The sequence below is a fragment of the Enterobacter sp. Sphag1F genome (assembly GCF_014193275.1).
In the GTDB taxonomy this organism is placed as follows: domain Bacteria; phylum Pseudomonadota; class Gammaproteobacteria; order Enterobacterales; family Enterobacteriaceae; genus Pantoea; species Pantoea symbiotica.
The window spans coordinates 151221-172020 of sequence record NZ_JACHZD010000002.1 but is presented as its reverse complement, the minus strand read 5'-3'; the positions used below and the strand labels follow the sequence as shown (position 1 = coordinate 172020).

General features: G+C 56.2%; 20 protein-coding genes. 6 read left to right on the top strand and 14 right to left on the bottom strand.

Going from position 1 to position 20800, the window contains the following annotated elements:
• The first annotated feature begins 22 nt into the window (after positions 1-22).
• Positions 23-883, top strand: a complete 861-nt coding sequence (pdxY, locus tag FHW71_RS06215) for a pyridoxal kinase PdxY (RefSeq protein WP_008110272.1) — start codon at positions 23-25, stop codon at positions 881-883.
• Positions 884-952: 69 nt separating this feature from the next.
• On the opposite strand, the gene gstA is transcribed toward pdxY, so the two are convergent.
• From gstA to dtpA, 3 genes are all read right to left on the bottom strand, one after another.
• On the bottom strand, positions 953-1558 hold the full coding sequence (gene gstA, locus FHW71_RS06210) for a glutathione transferase GstA (protein WP_179451782.1): 606 nt from the start codon (positions 1556-1558) through the stop codon (positions 953-955).
• Between the two features lie 99 nt (positions 1559-1657).
• The gene (locus FHW71_RS06205) at positions 1658-2539 is read right to left on the bottom strand and encodes a LysR family transcriptional regulator (RefSeq protein ID WP_179451096.1); all 882 of its coding nucleotides are present in this window, start codon (positions 2537-2539) and stop codon (positions 1658-1660) included.
• A 136-nt stretch (positions 2540-2675) separates the two neighbouring features.
• Positions 2676-4181: a dipeptide/tripeptide permease DtpA gene (dtpA, locus tag FHW71_RS06200; protein ID WP_008110266.1), complete on the bottom strand. Its 1506-nt coding sequence runs from the start codon at positions 4179-4181 to the stop codon at positions 2676-2678.
• A 652-nt stretch (positions 4182-4833) separates the two neighbouring features.
• Between dtpA and FHW71_RS06195 the strand changes: the two genes are divergently transcribed.
• Positions 4834-5523, top strand: a complete 690-nt coding sequence (locus FHW71_RS06195) for a CTP synthase (protein WP_179451094.1) — start codon at positions 4834-4836, stop codon at positions 5521-5523.
• A gap of 32 nt (positions 5524-5555) precedes the next feature.
• On the opposite strand, the gene FHW71_RS06190 is transcribed toward FHW71_RS06195, so the two are convergent.
• The 10 genes from FHW71_RS06190 to ydgT form a co-directional block, all read right to left on the bottom strand.
• Positions 5556-6392, bottom strand: a complete 837-nt coding sequence (locus FHW71_RS06190; RefSeq protein WP_179451781.1) for a zinc-dependent alcohol dehydrogenase family protein — start codon at positions 6390-6392, stop codon at positions 5556-5558.
• Positions 6393-6510: 118 nt separating this feature from the next.
• Positions 6511-7146, bottom strand: coding sequence for an endonuclease III (nth, locus tag FHW71_RS06185; protein WP_008110262.1), 636 nt, complete (start codon positions 7144-7146; stop codon positions 6511-6513).
• Positions 7143-7844, bottom strand: coding sequence for an electron transport complex subunit E (locus FHW71_RS06180; RefSeq protein ID WP_179451092.1), 702 nt, complete (start codon positions 7842-7844; stop codon positions 7143-7145). Before FHW71_RS06180 ends, nth begins: the two co-directional genes overlap by 4 nt.
• On the bottom strand, positions 7837-8472 hold the full coding sequence (gene rsxG / locus FHW71_RS06175; protein WP_179451089.1) for an electron transport complex subunit RsxG: 636 nt from the start codon (positions 8470-8472) through the stop codon (positions 7837-7839). The genes FHW71_RS06180 and rsxG overlap by 8 nt, the downstream gene beginning before the upstream one ends.
• 2 nt (positions 8473-8474) lie before the next feature.
• The gene (gene rsxD, locus FHW71_RS06170) at positions 8475-9533 is read right to left on the bottom strand and encodes an electron transport complex subunit RsxD (RefSeq protein WP_179451087.1); all 1059 of its coding nucleotides are present in this window, start codon (positions 9531-9533) and stop codon (positions 8475-8477) included.
• Positions 9534-11723 carry an electron transport complex subunit RsxC gene (rsxC, locus tag FHW71_RS06165; RefSeq protein WP_179451085.1) on the bottom strand — a complete coding sequence of 730 codons (2190 nt, stop codon included), beginning with the start codon at positions 11721-11723 and terminating at the stop codon, positions 9534-9536.
• Entirely contained in the window at positions 11716-12297 is a 582-nt protein-coding gene (gene rsxB / locus FHW71_RS06160) for an electron transport complex subunit RsxB (RefSeq protein ID WP_008110257.1), read from the bottom strand. Before rsxB ends, rsxC begins: the two co-directional genes overlap by 8 nt.
• Positions 12297-12878 carry an electron transport complex subunit RsxA gene (rsxA, locus tag FHW71_RS06155; RefSeq protein ID WP_008110256.1) on the bottom strand — a complete coding sequence of 194 codons (582 nt, stop codon included), beginning with the start codon at positions 12876-12878 and terminating at the stop codon, positions 12297-12299. Before rsxA ends, rsxB begins: the two co-directional genes overlap by 1 nt.
• A 123-nt stretch (positions 12879-13001) precedes the next feature.
• Entirely contained in the window at positions 13002-13445 is a 444-nt protein-coding gene (locus tag FHW71_RS06150) for a DUF2569 domain-containing protein (protein ID WP_008110253.1), read from the bottom strand.
• A 110-nt stretch (positions 13446-13555) separates the two neighbouring features.
• Positions 13556-13771 (bottom strand): transcription modulator YdgT, encoded by a 216-nt coding sequence (gene ydgT / locus FHW71_RS06145; RefSeq protein ID WP_036650139.1) that lies wholly within the window; start codon positions 13769-13771, stop codon positions 13556-13558.
• Positions 13772-14445: 674 nt separating this feature from the next.
• On the opposite strand from ydgT, the gene ytfQ reads away from it, so the two are divergent.
• The 4 genes from ytfQ to yjfF are packed head-to-tail and all read left to right on the top strand — an operon-like array spanning position 14446 to position 18971.
• Positions 14446-15402 carry a galactofuranose ABC transporter, galactofuranose-binding protein YtfQ gene (gene ytfQ, locus FHW71_RS06140; protein ID WP_008110249.1) on the top strand — a complete coding sequence of 319 codons (957 nt, stop codon included), beginning with the start codon at positions 14446-14448 and terminating at the stop codon, positions 15400-15402.
• 56 nt (positions 15403-15458) lie between these two features.
• Positions 15459-16979 carry a sugar ABC transporter ATP-binding protein gene (locus tag FHW71_RS06135; RefSeq protein WP_154194182.1) on the top strand — a complete coding sequence of 507 codons (1521 nt, stop codon included), beginning with the start codon at positions 15459-15461 and terminating at the stop codon, positions 16977-16979.
• On the top strand, positions 16972-17988 hold the full coding sequence (gene ytfT, locus FHW71_RS06130) for a galactofuranose ABC transporter, ATP-binding protein YtfT (protein WP_008110246.1): 1017 nt from the start codon (positions 16972-16974) through the stop codon (positions 17986-17988). Before FHW71_RS06135 ends, ytfT begins: the two co-directional genes overlap by 8 nt.
• The gene (gene yjfF, locus FHW71_RS06125; RefSeq protein WP_154194186.1) at positions 17985-18971 is read left to right on the top strand and encodes a galactofuranose ABC transporter, permease protein YjfF; all 987 of its coding nucleotides are present in this window, start codon (positions 17985-17987) and stop codon (positions 18969-18971) included. The genes ytfT and yjfF overlap by 4 nt, the downstream gene beginning before the upstream one ends.
• A gap of 316 nt (positions 18972-19287) precedes the next feature.
• Here yjfF and araA read toward each other — a convergent pair whose 3' ends face one another.
• Positions 19288-20790 carry an L-arabinose isomerase gene (araA, locus tag FHW71_RS06120; protein ID WP_179451083.1) on the bottom strand — a complete coding sequence of 501 codons (1503 nt, stop codon included), beginning with the start codon at positions 20788-20790 and terminating at the stop codon, positions 19288-19290.
• Positions 20791-20800: the final 10 nt, after the last annotated feature.

Genomic DNA, 20800 nt, shown 5'->3' with positions numbered 1-20800 from the left:
CAAGACAGCAGTACAGGGCAAAATGAAAAATATTCTCGCAATTCAATCTCACGTTGTTTACGGACACGCCGGTAACAGCGCTGCCGAATTCCCGATGCGCCGCATGGGCGCAAACGTTTGGCCGCTGAATACCGTGCAATTTTCTAATCACACCCAGTATGGTCACTGGACCGGCACTGTGATGCCCGCCACGCATTTGACCGACATCGTTAAAGGCATTGCGGCAGTTGATCGCCTGAAGACCTGTGATGCGGTATTAAGTGGCTATCTGGGATCGGCGGAGCAGGGCGAACAGATTCTGGAGATCGTGCGTCTGGTGAAAGAAGCCAACCCGAACGCATGGTTCTTCTGCGATCCTGTGATGGGCCATCCGGAAAAAGGCTGCATTGTGGCGCCGGGCGTGGCGGAGTTTCACTGCAAAATGGCGTTGCCCGCCAGCGACATCATCGCGCCGAACCTGCTGGAGCTGGAGATGCTCAGCGGGCATGAAGTGGCCAACGTGGAGCAAGCGGTGGTTGCGGCACGTGAACTGATTAGTAAAGGCCCGAAAGTGGTGCTGGTGAAACATCTGGCGCGCGCCGGACGCCGCAGCGACCGCTTTGAGATGCTGCTGGTGACCGCTGATGAGTGCTGGCACATCAGCCGTCCGTTGGTGGACTTTGGCGTGCGTCAGCCGGTTGGCGTGGGCGATCTCACCAGCGGCCTGCTGCTGGTCGATCTGCTGCACGGTAAGTCGCTGCAGGATGCGCTGGAGCACATTACGGCGGCGGTGTATGAAGTGATGCTGAAAACCCACGAAATGGGCGAGTACGAGTTGCAGCTGGTGGCCGCTCAGGATGCGATTGCCAAACCGACGCAGCATTTCGCCGCCGAAAAGCTGTAAATTCCCGTAGGGTGCGCATTAATGCGCACCTGTAATCCAGGTCGCCATAAATGGCGACCTTACAAGAGATTAAACCAAACCTTCCGCCTTCAACGCCGCCTGCACCGCTGGGCGCTCCGCAACCCGGCTAAACCAGGCTTCCAGCGCATCCAGTCCCGCTAAATCCAGCTTGATGGCTTTAGCCCAGCGCGTCACCACGAACAGATACACATCGGCAACGGTAAAACGCAATCCCAGCAGCCACTGTTTATCCTGCAACGCCTCATTCACCTGTTGGTACTTCTTCTCCAGCTGCGCACGCGCAATGGCTTTGTACTCTTCCGGCGTATCAGGACGGAACAGCGGGCTAAAACCCTTGTGCAGTTCGCTGCTGACATAACTCAGCCATTCCAGCGTGTGATAGCGCGTCAGGCTGCCGGTTGGTGCCAGCAGGTTGCGATCCGGCTTGAGGTCCGCCAGATACTGCACAATCGCCACGCCTTCGGTCAGGATGCTGCCATCATCAAACTGCAGCGCCGGCACTTGTCCTTTCGGGTTAATCTGCCAGTAATCTTCTCCTTGCTCGGTCACTTTCTTCTGCAGGTCCACGTTCACTTGGGTAAAGTCCAGTCCGCATTCAAGCGCGACAATATGCGGTGATAGCGAACAGGCACCGGGCTTACAATAGAGTTTCATCATGGCTTCTCCTTGAGTGTTGTGGTGATCGAAGCAGCATAAGTCTGCCAGGGATTTTTGCCCGTGACAGCGATCAGGAATTGCGGTCACCGTTCAGGTTTATTCAGCAAAGCATGGCAGTAATGGCAGCTTTTCGAGCGCGAAATCCCAAAATTGCCGCACTTTAGGCGTCATATTCTTCACGCGCTGGGTGACTAACTGCACCGGCAACGGTGCCGGCTCCCATTCAGGCAGTAAACGCAGCAGTTTTCCGCTGTGGATATCGTCGAGAACCTGATACGACAGCAGCCGTCCAATGCCGTGTGCGCTGCGCAGCGCTTCCAGCTGGCTCTCCACATCATTAACCCGCAGACGCGGTGTGATGCGCACGCGCAGATCCTGGGCGAAGCGCCACTCGCGCGTATGGCGCAGGCTCGTCACTAGCGCATGTTGAGTCAGTTCAGTGGGATGAAGAGGCGTGCCAGCCTGTTGCAGATAGTCGGGGCTGGCAACCAGCGTTGAACGCACCGTGCCAACCTGACGCGCCACCATCGAAGAGTCCTGCAGTTCGCCAATGCGTAGCGCGATATCAAGGCCGTTTTCAATCAGGTCCTGATAGGTGTCGCTGAGCACCACCTCAATCTGCATCTCCGCATGCTGTTGCAGGAAGGCATTCACTAAGGGCATGACGTGGCGACGACCAAACTGCACCGGTACGGTTAAACGCAGCAAGCCATGCAGGCCGCTGTGGTGAGCGCTGTCGATGGCGCGCTGATAATCGCTCAACACCCGTTGCGCCTGCTCAAACAGCTGCCAGCCGGCTTCGGTGGGGGCCAGCTGGCGGGTGGTGCGTTCAATCAGGGTGGTGGCGAGACGGGCTTCGAGCGTATTAAGAGTGCGAGTGATCACCGGTGGCGATCGCTGTAACAAGCGTGCAGCGCCAGCCAAACTGCCTTGCTGGATAACCGCGACAAACACCTCAAGCTCATCAAACCTGTCCATGCTTCTTCCACGCTGATTAACAGTGAGCCGACATCATGAAGTTAAGCGAGCAAAAAGCGAAGTGTGAGCAGCAGAAATCGTTAAAGGAAATGTGAATAGCAGGCAGAAAAAAGCCGGGACAAGCCCGGCTTTCTCATTACTGATTGGCGCTAGCGCGTTTCAGTTCAGTTTGACTGTCATCCTGCGTCATGCGGTTCAGCAATGGCGCGGTGATCAACATCAGCAGGGCAATCACGCCGGTAGCAATACCAATCTGCTGGAACACATGGCTGTAAACTGCCAGTGAAGTATGCGGATCGGTCACATCACTCGGCACTGCCATCAGGTTGGCGACTTTACCCGCAATCATTGCTGCACCTGCGGTGGTCAGGAACCAGGAACCCATGATGAAGCCCATCAGGCGCTGTGGTACCAACTGTGCCACCATCGCCAGGCCCAGACCGGAAATCATCAGCTCACCGATGCTCTGCAGCGCATAGCTGAGGATCAGCCAGTTCACCGAGACAATACCGGCTTCGTTGGCAAATTTGGCACCAAACGGCAGCACCAGGAAGGCCGCTGAACACAGCACCATACCGAAGGCGAATTTGTGTGGCATCGGCATTTTATCGCCGAGCTTGTTATACACCGCCGCCAGAATCGGGCTTGCCAGCATAATCCAGAACGGGTTCAGCGCCTGGAACTGCTCTGGTTCAAAGGTGATGCCGAGAATGGCATGCTCAACGTTGCGGATAGCGAAGAAGTTGAGTGAGGTCGGCATCTGCATATAGAGCACGAAGAACACAATCGCTTCTACCATCAGCAGGAAGGCCACGATCATCTTACGACGGGCGGCACCTTTCAGCGCGAAAGCTTCTTTGGCGAAGATCACCACGATACCCGCGGCGATGACGCCCAGCGTCATACGCGCGATGCTCTGGTGATGCAGCAGCCAGGCCGCCAGCGCAATCAGCGCTACCACGCCAACCAGCGTCATCAGCAGTTTACCCATCTGCAGCGGGGCAAAATCCGGCTTGGAGCCGTAGTTTTTCACCACACGCTGGAAGAACAGGAAGTTCAGCAGCGTGATCACCAGACCGACAACCGACAGCGAGAACGCCGCGCCCCAGCCATATTTCGCAGCCAGCCACGGCGTCAGCATCATCGAGAACAGCGAACCGATGTTGATCGACATGTAGAACATGGTGAAGGCACCGTCGAGGCGCGCGTCATCTTTCTCATAGCAGGTCGACAGCAGGGAAGAAGGGTTAGCTTTAAACAAGCCGCTACCCACCGCGATGGTCGCCATACCGATGTACACCATTGAGGTGTCATGGCCGGAGAAGGCAATCAGCGCATAACCCAGCGCCAGTACCATCACGCCAAGCACGATAACGCGTTTGGTACCCAGCACTTTATCGCCGAGCCAGCCGCCGATGGCGACCAAACCATACACCAGCGCGCTAAACGAGGTGAACAGCGTAATGGAGTCCGCTTCGGACATGCCCAGCTGTTTAACCAGGTAAACCGCCATGATGGCTTGCAGACCGTAGTAACCAAAACGTTCCCACAGTTCGATGGAGAAGATCAGATAAAACGCTTTCGGTTGCTTAAAAGCGTTGAGGCTTGGCGCCCCGTCAGTGTGTTTGTTTGCAGTTGACACGTGTACCTCAGTTTTAACATAGCCTGTTTTGCGACAGGAATTAAGTCTGCGTCGGGCTGGGTAATCCCGCGCAACATTGTTATTAGAAAGGAAAAACGGCGACTAATTTGGCTGAATCAGTCCAACAGGGCAAGCATTTTCTACACGCTGAAATACTTGCAATAGGTAGGGTTAATGCCGTTATACAAAGTTGTAAATCAGTGTTAAATCTCGCTGCGTGGCATTATATCAGGATAAACAGGTGAAATGCAGATCTGGAAGATCATTTTCCTGATATAAACTGCTCAGAGAGACATTATTGGAATATAACGCTAAGGTTCATAAATTAAACAGAGATAATTATTGCTGTTGTGCATAATATAAGCACAACAGCTTGATTGGTGAGCGTAATAAGCAGTCAAAAGATTCCAGATCGCTAATTAGTTGATCCTGCGCACAAAATCGTGAATTAATTAGCAAGGTAAAAGAAGAAAACGTTTGCGCAGCAGACATCTGACGAATTTTAGCGCGAATGGATACATTATTTGCCAGATAAACAGGTCGCCATAAGCGCAATGCGTGGAAAAGGAAGACGCAAAAATCGGCAATTAAGGCGTTTAGACAGAGCATTAACTTTGCTGTAACCTCCTTTTTTCCCTGAAAGGACGTAGTCATGACGAAGTCGATTCGTGTTGCCCTGATTGGCGATTACCGTGTTGATGCCGTTGCGCATCAAGCCATTCCTCCCGCCGTACAACTCGCTGCAAAAACCCTTTCCCTTAACGTTAGCGCCGACTGGATTGCCACGCCCGAGCTCGATCAGCACAACCTCAATGATTACCAGGCGATTTGGCTGGTGCCGGGCAGTCCTTATCTTAATGACGCGGGCGTGTTTGCCACTCTTCGCTGGGCGCGGGAAAGCGGTAAGCCATTTTTAGGTTCGTGTGGCGGATTCCAGTACGCCATCGTGGAGTACGCGCGCAATGTGCTGGGCTGGGAAGATGCAGCACATGCGGAAACCGATCCCAGCGGTCGCTGGGTGATTGCGCCGCTGGCCTGTTCACTGGTGGAACAGCGCGGAAGCGTCACCTTCCAGCCGGGTTCACGTATTGCAAAGGCTTACGGCACATTGCAGAGCGATGAGGGTTACCACTGCAACTTTGGCGTTAACCCTGAATTCAGCGAAGCGCTGGCGACACAAAATCTGCAGATCACTTCCTGGGATTTGGAAGGCGACGTGCGCGGCATTGAATTGACCGATCACCCGTTCTTTATTGCCACCTTGTTCCAGTCCGAGCGGGCAGCGTTACAAAACCGGCTTTCCCCGCTGGTGGTCGCGTGGCTGCAGGCCGCCGCAGTTTAAATACGTAGGGTCGCCATTCATGGCGACCGCTTTCAACTAATCTGCAACAGCGGCTTATGCTCCCGCCCCGATTGGTGATAGCACTGAATAGCATCCCGCCAGTGCGCCAGCGGGAAAATCTCGACCTCGCCACACTCACTGGCACGCAACAGCGGCCAGATCTCACGGAATAACGTTTGCCAATCCTGATGTGCTAAATCCTCTAGCGTATGCCGGACGTGGAACCAGTGCAGCGCCGGACGTGGCGCATTAACCCGCACCGGCTTGCCACTCAGCACGCCATAAGCAATGAATTCAGCGTCGGGAGACAAAGCTTGCCAAATCAACTGGCCGATTTCGCCGCCCACCGCATCAAACACCAAATCGCACTGCTGCGCAGCCGTAGCAATCTCGGCACGCTGCGTTTCAGCCAGCGCAGCGATCCCCAATTGCTGCAAGCGTGCGCCATGCTGCGGCGCACGATAAATTATGGTGATATCAATCGCGCCCGTCAGCCTTGCCCACTGCGCCAGTAACAGGGCACAAGCGGAACCGCCTGCGGTGATCAACACGCGCTTACCGGCTGGCGACCACTGTTTGAGCATCAGCAACGCCGCCAGTGGATTGATATAAGCGCGCGCCGCCAGCGTGGTGCTGATGTCGGGCGGAACCGGCACCGCAATCAGCGGATCGCAATCGACATAACGTTGCCAGGTGCCGGCGCCTCGCAGCGGCAGCACGCGCTGGCCGAGCAAATGGCTAAACGCAGGCGGAGCAGTCATCACCGTGCCAACGCCCTCATAGCCGGCGATGAGCGGCGGCGAGACGCGATGGCGATAGGCGCCGGTAATCGGAATCAGATCGGAAGCATTAATGGGAGCAAACTGCATCGCCACGCGCAGCAGGCCAGCCGCGCAGGGCGCTAAAGCAGAGGATTCGAGCGTAAGTACGCTGGCAGGATCGCCAAACTGCCGATAAGCGAGGGCGAGATTGCTTATCGGCAGCGATTCAGAGTTCGGTTTTGGCGTCGAATTCACACAGATCTTCGATCAAACAGGATCCGCAGCGCGGTTTGCGTGCCACGCAGGTATAGCGACCGTGCAGAATCAGCCAGTGATGGCAGTCGACTTTAAACGCCGCCGGCACCACTTTCAGCAGTTTGTCTTCTACTTCTTCTACATTCTTACCCGGCGCGAAGCGGGTGCGATTACTGACGCGGAAAATATGCGTATCGACAGCAATCGTCGGCCAGCCAAAAGCAGTATTGAGCACCACGTTGGCGGTTTTTCGCCCAACTCCCGGCAGCGCTTCCAGCGCCGCACGATCTTCCGGCACTTCGCCGCCGTGCTGTTCCAGCAGAATGCGGCAGGTCTTGATGACGTTCTCCGCTTTGCTGTTAAACAGGCCGATGGTTTTGATGTACTCCTTCACGCCATCAACGCCGAGCGCCAGAATGGTTGCTGGCGTATTCGCCACTGGATAGAGCTTCGCGGTGGCTTTGTTGACGCTGACGTCAGTGGCTTGCGCGGAGAGTAACACCGCAATCAGCAGCTCAAATGGCGAGCTGAAGTTCAGTTCTGTGGTTGGATGCGGATTCTCATCACGCAGGCGCGTCAGGATTTGCGCGCGTTTCTCTTTATTCACACCGCTTTCCCGGTTGCGCCTTGCGGCTCGGCTTCAGGCGCTGCCACACGCAGGGCTGCACGCTGTTTCATCTTCTGATCGATCAGGTATTTCGCCGCCAGCAGCATGCCGAGGCCGATAAAGGCGCCCGGTGGCAGCATCGCCAGCAGCATTGGGGAATCAAAATGCACCACTTCAATACGCAGCGCTTTGGCCCACGGTCCCAGCAGTTGATCCGCACCGTTAAACAGTGTGCCGCTGCCAATCAGTTCACGAATCGAACCCAGCGTCACCATCGCGCAGGTTGCGCCCATGCCGATGGCAAAACCATCCAGCGCGGAGAGCGGAATGCTGCTCTTCGAGGCGACCGCTTCGGCGCGACCCACCACGATGCAGTTGGTGACGATCAGCGGGATAAAGATGCCGAGCGACTGATACAAACCATATGCGTAGGCGTTGATCAGCATCTGCACGCAGCTCACCACCGAGGCGATGATCATCACGTAAATCGGGATACGGATTTCAGCCGGCACCCAACGACGTGAAGCAGAAATTGCGCTGTTGGTGATGGTCAGCACCAGCGTGGTCGCCAGGCCTAAGCCGAGGGCATTCGTGGCGGTTGAGGTGACCGCCAGCAGCGGACACAGGCCGAGCAGCTGCACCAGCGCGGAGTTATTTTTCCACAGGCCGCCGACCAGTAAATTCTTGGCTTCACTCATTTGCATCTCCACATTCAGGCAGCGAAGTGAGCTTCGCTGGCAGTGTTTCAATCAGCAGCGCGGTGCGCTTAGTGGCATTTACCACCGCACGTGGCGTAATGGTTGCGCCGGTAAATTGGTCGAATTCACCGCCGTCTTTTTTCACCGCAAAATTTTTGTCATCAGCGCCGTGGATCACTTTGCCATTGAAGCTGTTGATCCAGTCTGAAATACGCAGTTCGATTTTATCGCCAAGGCCCGGCGTTTCATGATGCTCAACCACGCGCACGCCCAGCACTTTGCCGTGGAAATCGGCCCCGACCAACATCTGAATCGCCCCAGAATAGCCGTCTGGCGCGGTGGTCTCAAGCGCCGCCGCCACCGGTTGATCGCCTTTACGCGCTAAATAGAGATGATGCGGTTTACCATTGCCCAGCGCCACCGCATCGGTCACCAGATAACACTCTTGCTGGATGTGATTGTCGTACAGATCGGTCGGCACCACCTGATCTAACAGATTTTTCTGTTGCAGTGCGGTTTGATGCTCCACCGTCGGCTTGGTGACATAGTTAACCACCGCCGTCACGCCGGTGGTGATCACCGCAAACGCCGCCAGCGTCACCGCATTTTTACGAATAGCTTCGATCATCTTCAGTCCTTGCGATGGCCGTAAACGCGCGGCTGGGTGTAGTAATCAATCAGCGGCACACAAATATTGGCCAGCAATACCGCGAAGGCGACGCCGTCTGGATAGCCGCCAAAGCTACGAATTAGCCACACCAGCAAACCAATCAGCGCGCCGTAAATCAGGCGTCCGCGATTGGTGGTCGATGCCGTTACCGGATCGGTGGCAATAAAGAACGCGCCAAGCATGGTGGCACCGGAGAACAGGTGAATCAGCGGTGAGTTAAGCGACTCCGGCGAGAACAGCCAGCCCAGCGTGGCGCAGAACGCCAGCGAGACGAGGAAGCTAACCGGAATGTGCCAGCGGATGGCATTTTTCGCCAGCAGCAGCACACCGCCCAGCAGATAACCGAGGTTAACCCACTGCCAGCCGAGACCGGCTAACACGCCGCTGTAAATCGGCTGCGCCAGCAATTGATCGGCGCTGTGTCCGGCACGCAGACCGGTTTTAAAAGTATCGAGCGGCGTCGCCTGGCTGACGCCATCAACGCCGAGTTGCAGCTGCTGCATGGTTTCACCGGCCAGCGTGTGGTGGGTGAAGATCATGCTGAGCGAATCCAGCAGGCCAGGCTTGATCGCCTGCAAACTATCGGGCGGCAGCCAGCTGGTCATCTGCACTGGGAAAGAGATCAGCAGCACCACGTAACCCACCATCGCCGGGTTAAACGGGTTTTGCCCCAAACCCCCGTACAGCTGTTTGGCGATGACGATGGCGAAAATGGTACCCAATACCACCAACCACCACGGCGCAAGCGGCGGCAGGCTAATGCCGAGCAGCAACGCGGTGAGCAGGGCGGAGTTATCGGATAAGGTCGGCACCACCGGCGTTTTGCGCAGGCGCAGAATCGCCCCTTCGGTGGCCCACGCGGTGGCGGTCGCCAGCAAAACCTGAATTAAAAAACCCACGCCAAAGAAATACCATTGTGCGGCCATGCCCGGCACTGCGGCCAACACCACCAACAGCATAATATTGCCGGTGCTGCGGCGGTTGTGGGTATAGGGAGAACTTGCGATACGAAAAGCCATTTAATCCTCAGTCGTCGAAGGCTGCTGCTGCGCTTTACGCGCTTTGGCACGGGCGACCGCAGCGGCAATTGCCGCTTTGCGTGGGTCGGCGGAGTCAGGAGAGGCAGCAGCCTCCACTTCAGGAGATGGTGTTTCAGCCTGCTGCGCGGCTGCCGCAGCGGCTTTTTTGGCTTTAGCGCGCGCTATTGCCGCTTCAACGGCGGCTTTGCGCGGATCGACTTCAGCAGTAGGCGCGTCAGCTGGCGGCTCGACTGGCGCAGGTTCAGCAGGTTGTGCGGCAGCGGCGGCTTTCTTCGCTTTCGCGCGGGCAATCGCTGCTTCAACGGCAGCTTTGCGTGGATCGACTTCAGGAGCAGGCGCGTCAGATGGCGTCTCGGCAGGTGCCGGTTCAGCGGCAGCGGCGGCTTTTTTCGCTTTCGCACGCGCAATCGCGGCTTCCACGGCCGCTTTGCGCGGATCAACCTCAGCCGCAGGTTCAGCGGCAGGCGCTACCTCAGCCGCTGGTGCGCCCGCTTTCTTCGCCTTCGCACGCGCAATTGCCGCTTCCACCGCCGCTTTACGCGGATCGCCAGATTGACGACTCAGCGCCTGAGTTTCAGCTTGCTTCTCGGCCTGCTGCGCTAAGGCTTGCGCGTGACGCGCTTCGCGCTCTGCAGCATCCTGCTCTGGCGTTTTTTCCTGACGCGCTTTCACACGTGCCACGGCAGCGTCTCGTTCACCCTGGTCGCTGCGCGCCACGCGCTGTTTGGCGTTTTCATGACGCGCTTCACGCGCCTGTTTTTCGCGCTCTAAACGGGCCAGACGCGCTTCAAAACGCGCTTTCGCTTCGGCGGTGCGTTTCGCTTCGAGGTCGATGGCGCGCAGTTCCGCCTTCTCCTGGCGATAATATTGCACCAGCGGAATGTTACTTGGGCAAACGTAAGCGCAGGCACCACACTCAATGCAGTCATCAATATTGTGTGCGCGCGCTTTTTCGTGATCGCCGCCCTGGCTGTACCAGAACAGCTGCTGCGGCAGCAGCTTGGCCGGACAAGCATCAGCGCAGGCGCTGCAGCGGATACAGGATTGTTCTTCCTGATCGTTGCCCATTTCGCTGGCGGACGGCGCCAGAATACAGTTGGAGATTTTCACCAGCGGCACGTTGAGCGACGGCAGGGTAAAGCCCATCAGCGGACCGCCCATGATCACCATCTGGCGCGGTCCCGGCGTAAAACCAGCATGCTGCAGCAGGTGGCTCACCGGCGTACCGAGACGTCCCCAGACGTTGCGCGGGCGCGCCAGCGCTTCGCCGGTCAGCGTCACCACGCGTTCGGTGATTGGTTCGCCGTCAACGATGGCGCGTTTTACCGCCCATGCAGTGCCGACGTTCTGCATCAACACACCGATATCGGTGGAGCGTCCGCCGTGTGGCACTTCGAGACCGGTAAGAATCTGCGTCAGCTGCTTCGCGCCGCCAGAAGGATACTTGGTGGGGATGACGCGAATCTGCAATTCACGATCGCCACCCAATGCCTGCTTCAGCGCAGCAATCGCTTCAGGTTTATTATCTTCAACGCCGATCAGCACGCGTTCCGCCTGCAACACCCACGCCAGAATGCGGCAGCCTTCCAGCACTTCGGCGGCACAATCCTGCATTAAACGGTCATCGGCGGTGATGTAAGGCTCGCACTCGGCGGCGTTGATGATCAGGGTTTTGACGCCGCGCAGGCCGCCGCGCAGTTTGGTGGCGGTCGGAAAGCCCGCGCCGCCTAAACCGGCAATGCCGGCATCGTGAATGCGTTTTACCGCCTCTTCACGCGAAAGGGCGCGGTAATCGGGCTGCGGATCGAGCGTGGTCCAGCGATCTTCGCCGTCGGCACGCAGGAAAATGCACAGCTCGGAGAGTCCAGAAGGATGCGCCGTCATGTGTGGCGCAATCTCTTCGATAGTGCCGGATGTCGGAGCGTGTACCGGCAGCATGCGTCCGCCGCCAAAGGTCAGCGGCTGACCGCGTAACACTTTGTCGCCGGGCGCGACGCAAATCTCACCTTCATGACCGATATGCTGTTTTAACGGGATGATAAAGCGCTCAGGCAGCGGTAACTGACTCAGCGGCGTGCCGTTGGACTGTGTTTTCATTTCCGGCGGATGAATGCCGCCCTGAAAATCCCACAGCTTCTCTTTGCGGAACAGGTTAAACAAATTAAGCATGGGTTGTTTCTACCGGGATCACCCGTACAGGAATGGTGTCGAGATTCCACTTCCAGTTGGCCGTGGTGGTGGCAACCGGGCGCATCTCAATGCAGTCGGTCGGGCAAGGCGCAACGCAGAGATCGCAGCCGGTGCAGACATCGCTCAGTACGGTGTGCATGGCGCGCGTGGCACCAACGATGGCGTCCACCGGGCAAGCCTGAATACATTTGGTGCAGCCGATGCAGTTCTCTTCATCGATCCACGCCACGGTACGTATTGGCTCCAGCACTTCTGCGCCGCCGTCGAGCGGTTGCGGTTCAACGTTGAGCAGCGCGGCCAGCTTGAGCATGGTCTGCTCGCCGCCAGGCGCGCACTTATTGATGGCTTCGCCGTTATTACCTACCGCATCGGCATACGGACGACAGCCGGGATAGCCGCACTGCCCACACTGGCTCTGCGGTAAAATCTCATCGATCTGTTCAACAATCGGATCTTCTTCCACCTCGAAGCGACGCGAGGCGTAACCGAGCAGGGCACCGAACACCAGGCCCAATGCAGCAAGTGCGACAATCGCAATCCAAATCGCGGTCATTAGAATTTCACCAGCCCGGTGAAGCCCATAAAGGCCAGCGCCATCAAACCGGCGGTGATCAGCGCAATTGAGTTGCCTTTAAACGGTGCAGGAACATTCGCCAGCACCAGCCGCTCACGCATACCCGCGAATAGCACCATCACCAGCGAGAAGCCGAGTGACGCGCTGAAGCCGTACAGCGCCGCTTGCAGGAAGGTGTGATTCAAATTAACGCTCAAGAGTGGCACGCCCAGTACCGCGCAGTTGGTGGTGATCAGCGGCAAAAAGATACCCAGCAGGCGATAAAGTGACGGGCTGGTTTTGCGCACCACCATTTCGGTGAACTGCACGACAACAGCAATCACCAGGATGTAGGCGAGGGTACGCAGATAAACCAGATCGAGCGGCACCAGAATCAGGTGGTTCACCAGCCAGGCGCAGATCGCCGCCAGCGTGATCACGAAAGTGGTGGCAAGTCCCATGCCGATGGCCGTTTCCAGTTTTTTTGACACGCCCATAAAGGGACAAAGGCCGAGGAATTTGACCAACACGAAGTTGTTCACCAGCACTGTGCCAATAAAGAGAAGTAAGTAATCGGTCATTTTTTAACCTGGGAAGCCGAAAGGCGTCTATTATCCGGAATTGAGAGGTGCATCTCAACCTTCACCGGGTTTGTGTGGTCGTTGAGAGCACTCAGAATTAAATTGCTGACGAAACTCACATCATTATGGCTGGATAAACGTCTGTTTCACGCGTTGAGAGCGTTTGAAATAGGGCACAAACACCGCCGCAGCCAACAGCGACAGCAGCAACGTCTGAATCGCCTTGCCGTCGGCAACGGGCGTGAAGGCAAAGGTTTTTAACGCCAGCAAAATCGTCATCAACAGCCACAGAATGTAGTGGCGCGGTAAGCGACGCGAACGTTTACAGAAAATCCAGCACACCCACATGCTGTAAAGCCAAACCACTGCGGCGGTCAGCAGTGAGATCGACCATTGCGTGAGCAAAATGCCGCCGTGTGAAAACAGCGTAGTACGCAATTCGGGATTGAACAGCGGGCTCAGATACATCGCCACCACCAGCGCGCTGGTCAGCATGGTCATGATCAGCCACGCCAGCGGCAGCAATAACCAGCCAGCGATACGCGGCGGGAACACCTGTTCGGTCATCGGGAAGATCCTGTTTGCAGAAAAGAGGGCGATGCAGAGCGTATCATGTCCAAACGGGGCACGCCCGACCTGGACAACGCAAGAGCGCAGATAAAGAGGGGATAAATCAATTAGATCACGTAACGCCAGACGGTTTTAGGCACGCGGCCCATGTCGAACAGACGTCCGCCAGAGACCAGTTCAGCACGTCGATGGTCGGCAGCGCGATACATATTGATGATCTCATTATCATCAGTCAGCGAATAATTAAGATGGTCGTAGAGTTTTTCCAGACTATCGAGATTATTCACTTTGCGGAATTTCAGCAGGTAATCTAACGCAGTCATGATTGCCATTTAAATATAAAGTACTCGGAAGTGTCCAAGTATAGGGAGCACGCAGCGAGAGTCCATACGCGACTTGTAAAAAAATACAAAATTCAGACAACATGCGCTAATTCGCTCATGAAACGACACTTTTTTGCCTTTTAAATGTTTTAAACGCGTATTTGAAAAGCGATTTAAGGCAAATTCAGGCCGGTAATTAGCGGGTATGTGAGAAAATCTCACACTAATTAATCCATACTGGTTAGCCATTATTTATCCGTCTCTATAATAGTTATTTCCGATCGTGCTGCTGACGAATCCGCTAATTATTAGCGACTGGTCGGCAAATTTATGCACACGCCATGAAACCAGCACTCACAATCTGTGCGAGCAGTCACAAAACCAATAATTGATTGTCCGGACAGACAATAACCATTCTTTACGTACCTGCTGTAATCGTTTCCAGTAGTGAGAAACATAACCGATTCTGTTTATTACATTTATTTAACCACCTGCGCAATAATTAGCAGGCATTTTGTCCATAACGGCACTCTCCTTAAAGCCTTGCTCGTTCGCGTAACTCCTTTAATTCACTCTGATTTGTGAAGTAAGTCGCGCTTGTTTACGCGCTTTTCAGCCAGGCTTAATTCGCGTTTTGTACCCCTACAACACACTCCCTTCAGAGGAATGAAATTATGTGGAAACGTTTACTCTTGACCGCCATGGTGAGCTCGGCACTGAGTACGTCGGTGTTGGCTGCTGATATGACGGTGGGCTTCTCACAGGTTGGCTCGGAATCTGGCTGGCGTTCAGCAGAAACCAATGTGGCAAAAAGTGAAGCGCAAAAGCGCGGCATCACACTGAAAATCGCCGATGGCCAACAGAAACAAGAGAACCAAATCAAAGCGGTGCGCTCGTTCATTGCGCAGGGCGTTGATGCCATCTTCATTGCGCCGGTGGTGCAAACGGGATGGGAGCCGGTGCTGGAAGAAGCCAAAGACGCCAAAATTCCGGTGTTCTTACTTGATCGCGCCATCGTGGTGAAAGACAAATCGCTGTACATGGCGGTGGTCACCGCTGACAACGTGCTGGAAGGCAAGTTGATTGGTGACTGGTTGGTCAAAACCGTTGCGGACAAAAAATGTAACGTCGTCGAGTTGCAAGGCACCGTTGGCGCTAGCGTGGCAATCGACCGTAAGAAAGGCTTTGCCGAGGCCATCGCGGGACACGACAACATCAAAGTGATTCGCTCTCAGTCCGGCGACTTTACCCGCAGCAAAGGTAAAGAGGTGATGGAGAGTTTCATCAAGGCGGAAAACAACGGCAAGAACATCTGCATGGTTTACGCGCATAACGATGATATGGCGATCGGTGCAATTCAGGCGATCAAAGAAGCCGGCCTAAAGCCAGGTAAAGATATCCTGACCGGTTCGATTGACGGCGTGCCCGATATCTACAAAGCGATGCTGGCCGGTGAAGCCAATGCCAACGTGGAGCTGACGCCAAACATGGCGGGGCCGGCATTTGACGCGCTGGAGAAATTCAAGAAAGACGGCACGATGCCGCCGAAAATCATCAAAACAGAATCGAAACTGTATCTGCCGGACTCCGCGCAGGCACAGCTCGATACCAAAAAAGGCATGGGTTACTGATCCCCGCAACCGCCCTTCGGGGCGGTTTTTGATGACGTAAAGCGAGGTAGAACCCGATGAGCACCTCCGATGAAACCGCACTGCTGACCATCAGCGGCGTCAGCAAAGGCTTTCCCGGCGTGAAGGCGCTGGATAATGTTTCGTTCAGCATCCGTAAGGGCGAGATCATGGCGCTGCTGGGCGAAAATGGCGCGGGCAAATCTACGCTGATTAAAGTCCTGACCGGCGTTTACACCCGCGATGCCGGCACCGTAACCCTGAATGGCAAGGCGATTACGCCGCACAATACCGCTGATGCGCAGGAGATGGGCATTGGCACCGTTTATCAGGAAGTGAATCTGCTGCCGAATATGTCGGTGGCGGATAATTTATATATTGGCCGCGAGCCGCGTCGCTTTGGCATGATCGATCGCAAGCGCATGGTGCGCGATGCCGATGCGCTGATGCGCAATTACGGCTTCGTGCTCGACGTAACGCGTCCGCTGGGCCATTACTCGGTGGCAATGCAGCAGATCATCGCAATTTGCCGCGCGGTCGATCTCTCCGCGCAGGTGCTGATCCTCGATGAACCGACCGCCAGCCTCGATGCCAACGAAGTCGAAATGCTGTTTACCCTGATGGCGCAGCTGAAAGCCAAAGGGATGAGCCTGATTTTTGTGACCCACTTTCTCGACCAGGTTTACCGCATTACCGATCGCATCACCGTGCTGCGAAACGGCCAGTTTATTGCCACACGCGATACCGCCACGCTGCCGCAGATTGAACTGATTAAACTGATGCTGGGGCGCGAGCTGCTGGAAACCGCTTTGCAGCGTCAGGGCAGCACGCTGCGTAGCAATCAGCCGGTGGTGTCGTTTGAAGATTACGGCAAGAAGGGCACTATTGAACCGTTCAACCTGCAGGTGCGACCGGGCGAAGTGGTAGGCCTGGCCGGCTTGCTCGGTTCCGGTCGTACCGAAACCGCCGAAGTGCTGTTTGGTATCCGCCGCGCCGATCGCGGTACCGCGACCATCAAGGGTAAAGTGCAAAACATTCGCACACCCGCGAAGGCCTCGCGCCTTGGTATGGGTTTCTGCCCGGAAGATCGTAAAACCGACGGCATCATTGGTGGCGCATCGGTACGCGAAAATATCATCCTGGCATTGCAGGCACAGCGCGGCTGGCTGCGACCGATTAAGCGGCGTGAGCAGCAGGAGATCGCCGAGCGCTTTATCAAGAGCCTTGGCATTCGCACGCCGCATGCCGATCAACCGGTTGAGCTGTTGTCCGGCGGCAACCAGCAAAAGGTGCTGCTGTCGCGCTGGCTGGTGACCAAACCGCAATTCCTGATCCTCGACGAGCCCACGCGCGGCATCGATGTGGGCGCCCACGCCGAGATCATTCGCTTAATTGAAACCCTGTGCGCCGACGGATTGGCGCTGCTGGTTATCTCCTCTGAACTCGAAGAACTGGTGGGCTATGCCGATCGCGTGTTGATTATGCGCGATTTGAAGCAGGTGGCCGAAATCCCGCTGGAGCAGCTGTCGGTGGCCGCGATCGTCAACGCCATCGCTGACGGAGGAGCACAACATGCTTGAATCCCCTATGACACATGACAAACCCGAACGGCGTAAGCCGAAGCTGCCGCCCGGCATGCCGCAGATTGTGGCGCTGATTCTGGTGCTGCTGGTGGATAGCCTGGTGGCGAATAACTTTTTTGCTATCCACATTCAGGATGGCCGTTTGTTCGGTAGCCCGATTGATATTCTCAATCGCGCCGCGCCGGTGGCGCTGCTGGCGATCGGCATGACGCTGGTGATTGCCACCGGCGGCATCGATCTGTCGGTGGGCGCGGTGATGGCAATTGCGGGCGCGACGGCGGCGACGCTGACCGTGGCGGGGCACAGTTTGCCGTTCATCATTCTGGTGACGCTCGGTACCGGCCTGGCCTGCGGTTTGTGGAATGGCATTTTAGTGGCGCTACTAAAAATTCAGCCGTTTGTCGCCACCTTGATTTTGATGGTGGCGGGACGCGGCGTGGCGCAGCTGATTACGCAGGGGCAAATCGTCACCTTCAACAGCGATAGCCTGGCGTGGTTCGGCAGCGGTTCGCTGTGGCTGTTGCCAGTGCCAGTATGGATTACGCTGCTGGTGGCGTTAGTGGTGTGGTTGCTGACGCGCAAAACCGCGCTTGGGCTGTTTATCGAGGCGGTGGGTATCAACCTGCGCGCGGCGCGCAATGCCGGTGTGAATGGCTGGCTGGTGGTGATGTCGACCTATGTGATTAGCGGCATGTGTGCAGCGGTGGCGGGCATGATCGTCGCGGCAGATATCCGTGGGGCCGATGCCAATAACGCCGGTTTGTGGCTGGAGCTGGATGCGATTCTGGCGGTGGTGATTGGCGGTGCCTCGCTGATGGGCGGACGCTTTAATCTGGTGCTATCGCTGATTGGCGCGTTGATTATTCAGTCGATGAATACCGGTATTTTGCTGTCCGGCTTCCAGCCTGAACTCAATCAGGTAGTGAAAGCGGTGGTGGTGATGTGCGTGCTGCTGCTGCAGTCGCCACGCTTTATTGCCATGTTGAAACGGAGACGCCCGAAATGATTAAACGTCATCTGCCCTTAATGATCACGCTGCTGGTGTTTGTGGCGGGTTATCTGTTTTGCCTGAGTCAATTTCCCGGCTTCGCCTCAACGCGCGTGATCTGCAATATCCTTACCGATAATGCCTTCCTCGGCATTATTGCCGTGGGAATGACGTTCGTAATTTTGTCTGGCGGGATTGATCTGTCGGTGGGCGCGGTGATCGCCTTCAGCGGCGTGTTCCTCGCGCGAGTGATTGGCGATTATCATCTCGATCCAATTCTGGCGTTTGCGCTGGTGCTGGCGATGGGCGCGCTGTTTGGCGCGATGATGGGCTGGTTGATCGATGCGCTGAAAATCCCGGCATTTATCATTACGTTGGCTGGGATGTTTTTCCTGCGCGGCTGTAGCTATCTGGTGTCGGAGAATTCGATTCCTATCGATCATCCGCTCTACACCACGCTGTCGAGTCTGGCGTGGAAGATCCCCGGCGGCGGGCGTTTGAGCTTGCTGGCGCTGATTATGCTGGTGGTGGTGCTGGGCGGCATTATTCTGGCGCACCGCACGCGTTTTGGTAATCAGGTATATGCGATTGGCGGCAGCCTGACTTCGGCACAGCTGATGGGCGTGTCTACGCGCGCGACCACCATTAAGATTTATATGTTGTCGACCACGCTGGCGACGCTGGCGGGCATTGTGTTCTCGATTTATACCTCGGCGGGTTATGCGTTGGCGGGTTTGGGCGTGGAACTGGACGCGATTGCCTCAGTGGTGATTGGCGGGACGTTGTTGTCCGGCGGCGTCGGCACGGTATTAGGCACGCTGTTCGGCGTGTTGATTCAGGGATTGATCCAGACCTGGATTAACTTCGATGGAACCTTGAGTTCATGGTGGACAAAAATCGCCATCGGCATTCTGCTGTTCGCCTTTATCGCGCTGCAACGCCTGTTAACGGTTATGTGGGATCGCCAGCAGAACGCCCCTGTCAAAAGATTAACCTCGTAATTGTCGTAGGGTGGCCATTAATGGCCACCTGGTTTTCTTGATGGCTGCTGGATCGGCGCCAGGGCCAGAAAAGGCCAGCCCGATCGCAAAGAAACCCTGCATCCATGCAGATCGGCCTCGCCATCAATGGCTCGGACGCTTTGCTCTTCGGGCTGGCCTTTCCTGTCCCCCGTGGATAATTTCATCGCTGTTTCACACTAGGTGCGCATGAATGCGCACCCTACGAAGATGTAGGGTCGCCATTTATGGCGACCACCGTTACCGCCGCCAACAAAAAGGCCGCGAATCATCGCGGCCTTGTTCATTCCAGACCACATCAACGCGCTAAGCGGTAATACGCCTCATTCCAGCGCAGCGCATCTTTAAATGCCGGTAAGCGCGTCTCCTCATCAATCACCAGCACTTCAATGCCGTTCAGTTCGCCGTACAGATACATATCATCAAGATCCAGCGCCTGGCTGAACACCGTGTGATGCGCGCCGCCGGCCAGAATCCAGGCTTCGGAGGCCGTTGCCAGCGACGGCTGGGCACGCCACAGTGCACGTGCCACCGGCAGTTTTGGCAGTGGTTTAGGTTGTTCGATGGCATCCACCACATTCACCAGCAGGCGGAAACGATCGCCCATATCGATGACGCTGGCATTCACCGCACGTCCGGCCGGCGTGGAGAAGATCATGCGCGCTGGATCGGCTTTGTCGCCAATGCCGAGGAACTGCACATCAATCAGCGGCTTCTCCTCTTTGGCGATGGACGGACACACTTCCAGCATGTGCGAACCCAGCACCAAATCGTTGCCCGGTGAGAAGTGATAAGTGTAATCCTCCATAAAGGAAGTGCCGCCTGCACGCGTGCCCGCTTGTACCTTGAGGATGTGCAGCAGCGCGGCGGTTTTCCAGTCGCCTTCACCAGCGAAGCCGTAGCCCTGGCCCATCAAGCGCTGCACCGCCAAACCGGGCAGTTGCGTCATACCGTGCAAGGTCTGGAAGTTGGTGGTGAAGGCTTTGCAACCCTCGGCTTCGAGGAAGCGCTTCAGACCGAGCTCAATGCGTGCCGCATCCAGTACGTTTTGACGCTTTTCACCGTTAACCGCTGCAACATCGGTAAAGCGATATTGGCTTTCGTATTCATCAATTAACGCGTTGACGTCGCCATCGCTGACGCTGTTCACCACCTCGACCAGATCGCCCACGCCCCAGCCATTCACGGAATAACCGAACTGAATCTGCGCTGCGACTTTATCGCCTTCTGTTACCGCCACTTCGCGCATGTTGTCGCCGAAGCGCGCCACTTTCAGCTGCTGACTGGCCTGTTTTGCCAGCGCGGCATTGATCCAGCGTCCAATCCGCTGCTGGCTGGCTTTATCCTGCCAGTGACCGGTGACCACGCTGTGCTGCAAGCCCATGCGCGCGCCGATAAAGCCGAACTCGCGGCCGCCGTGTGCGGTTTGGTTGAGGTTCATAAAGTCCATATCCATGCTGTCCCACGGAATCTCCGCGTTGAACTGGGTATGGAATTGCAGCAGCGGCTTATTGAGGATGCTCAGACCACCAATCCACATCTTGGCTGGCGAGAAGGTGTGCAGCCAGGTAATGATGCCGACGCACTGATTGTCGTGGTTGGCAGCGCGGCACAGGGCCAGCGCTTCGTCCGGCGATTTCACCAGCGGCTTCAACACCAGCGACACCGGCAGCGTGCCAGCCTGATTCAAGCCTTCCATCACCTGGCGAGCGTGCTGTTCCACCTGACGCAAGGTTTCCGCGCCGTAAAGGTGCTGCGTACCAATAACAAACCACACCTGTTGTACGTTGTGCTGTTCCATTAAATCTCTC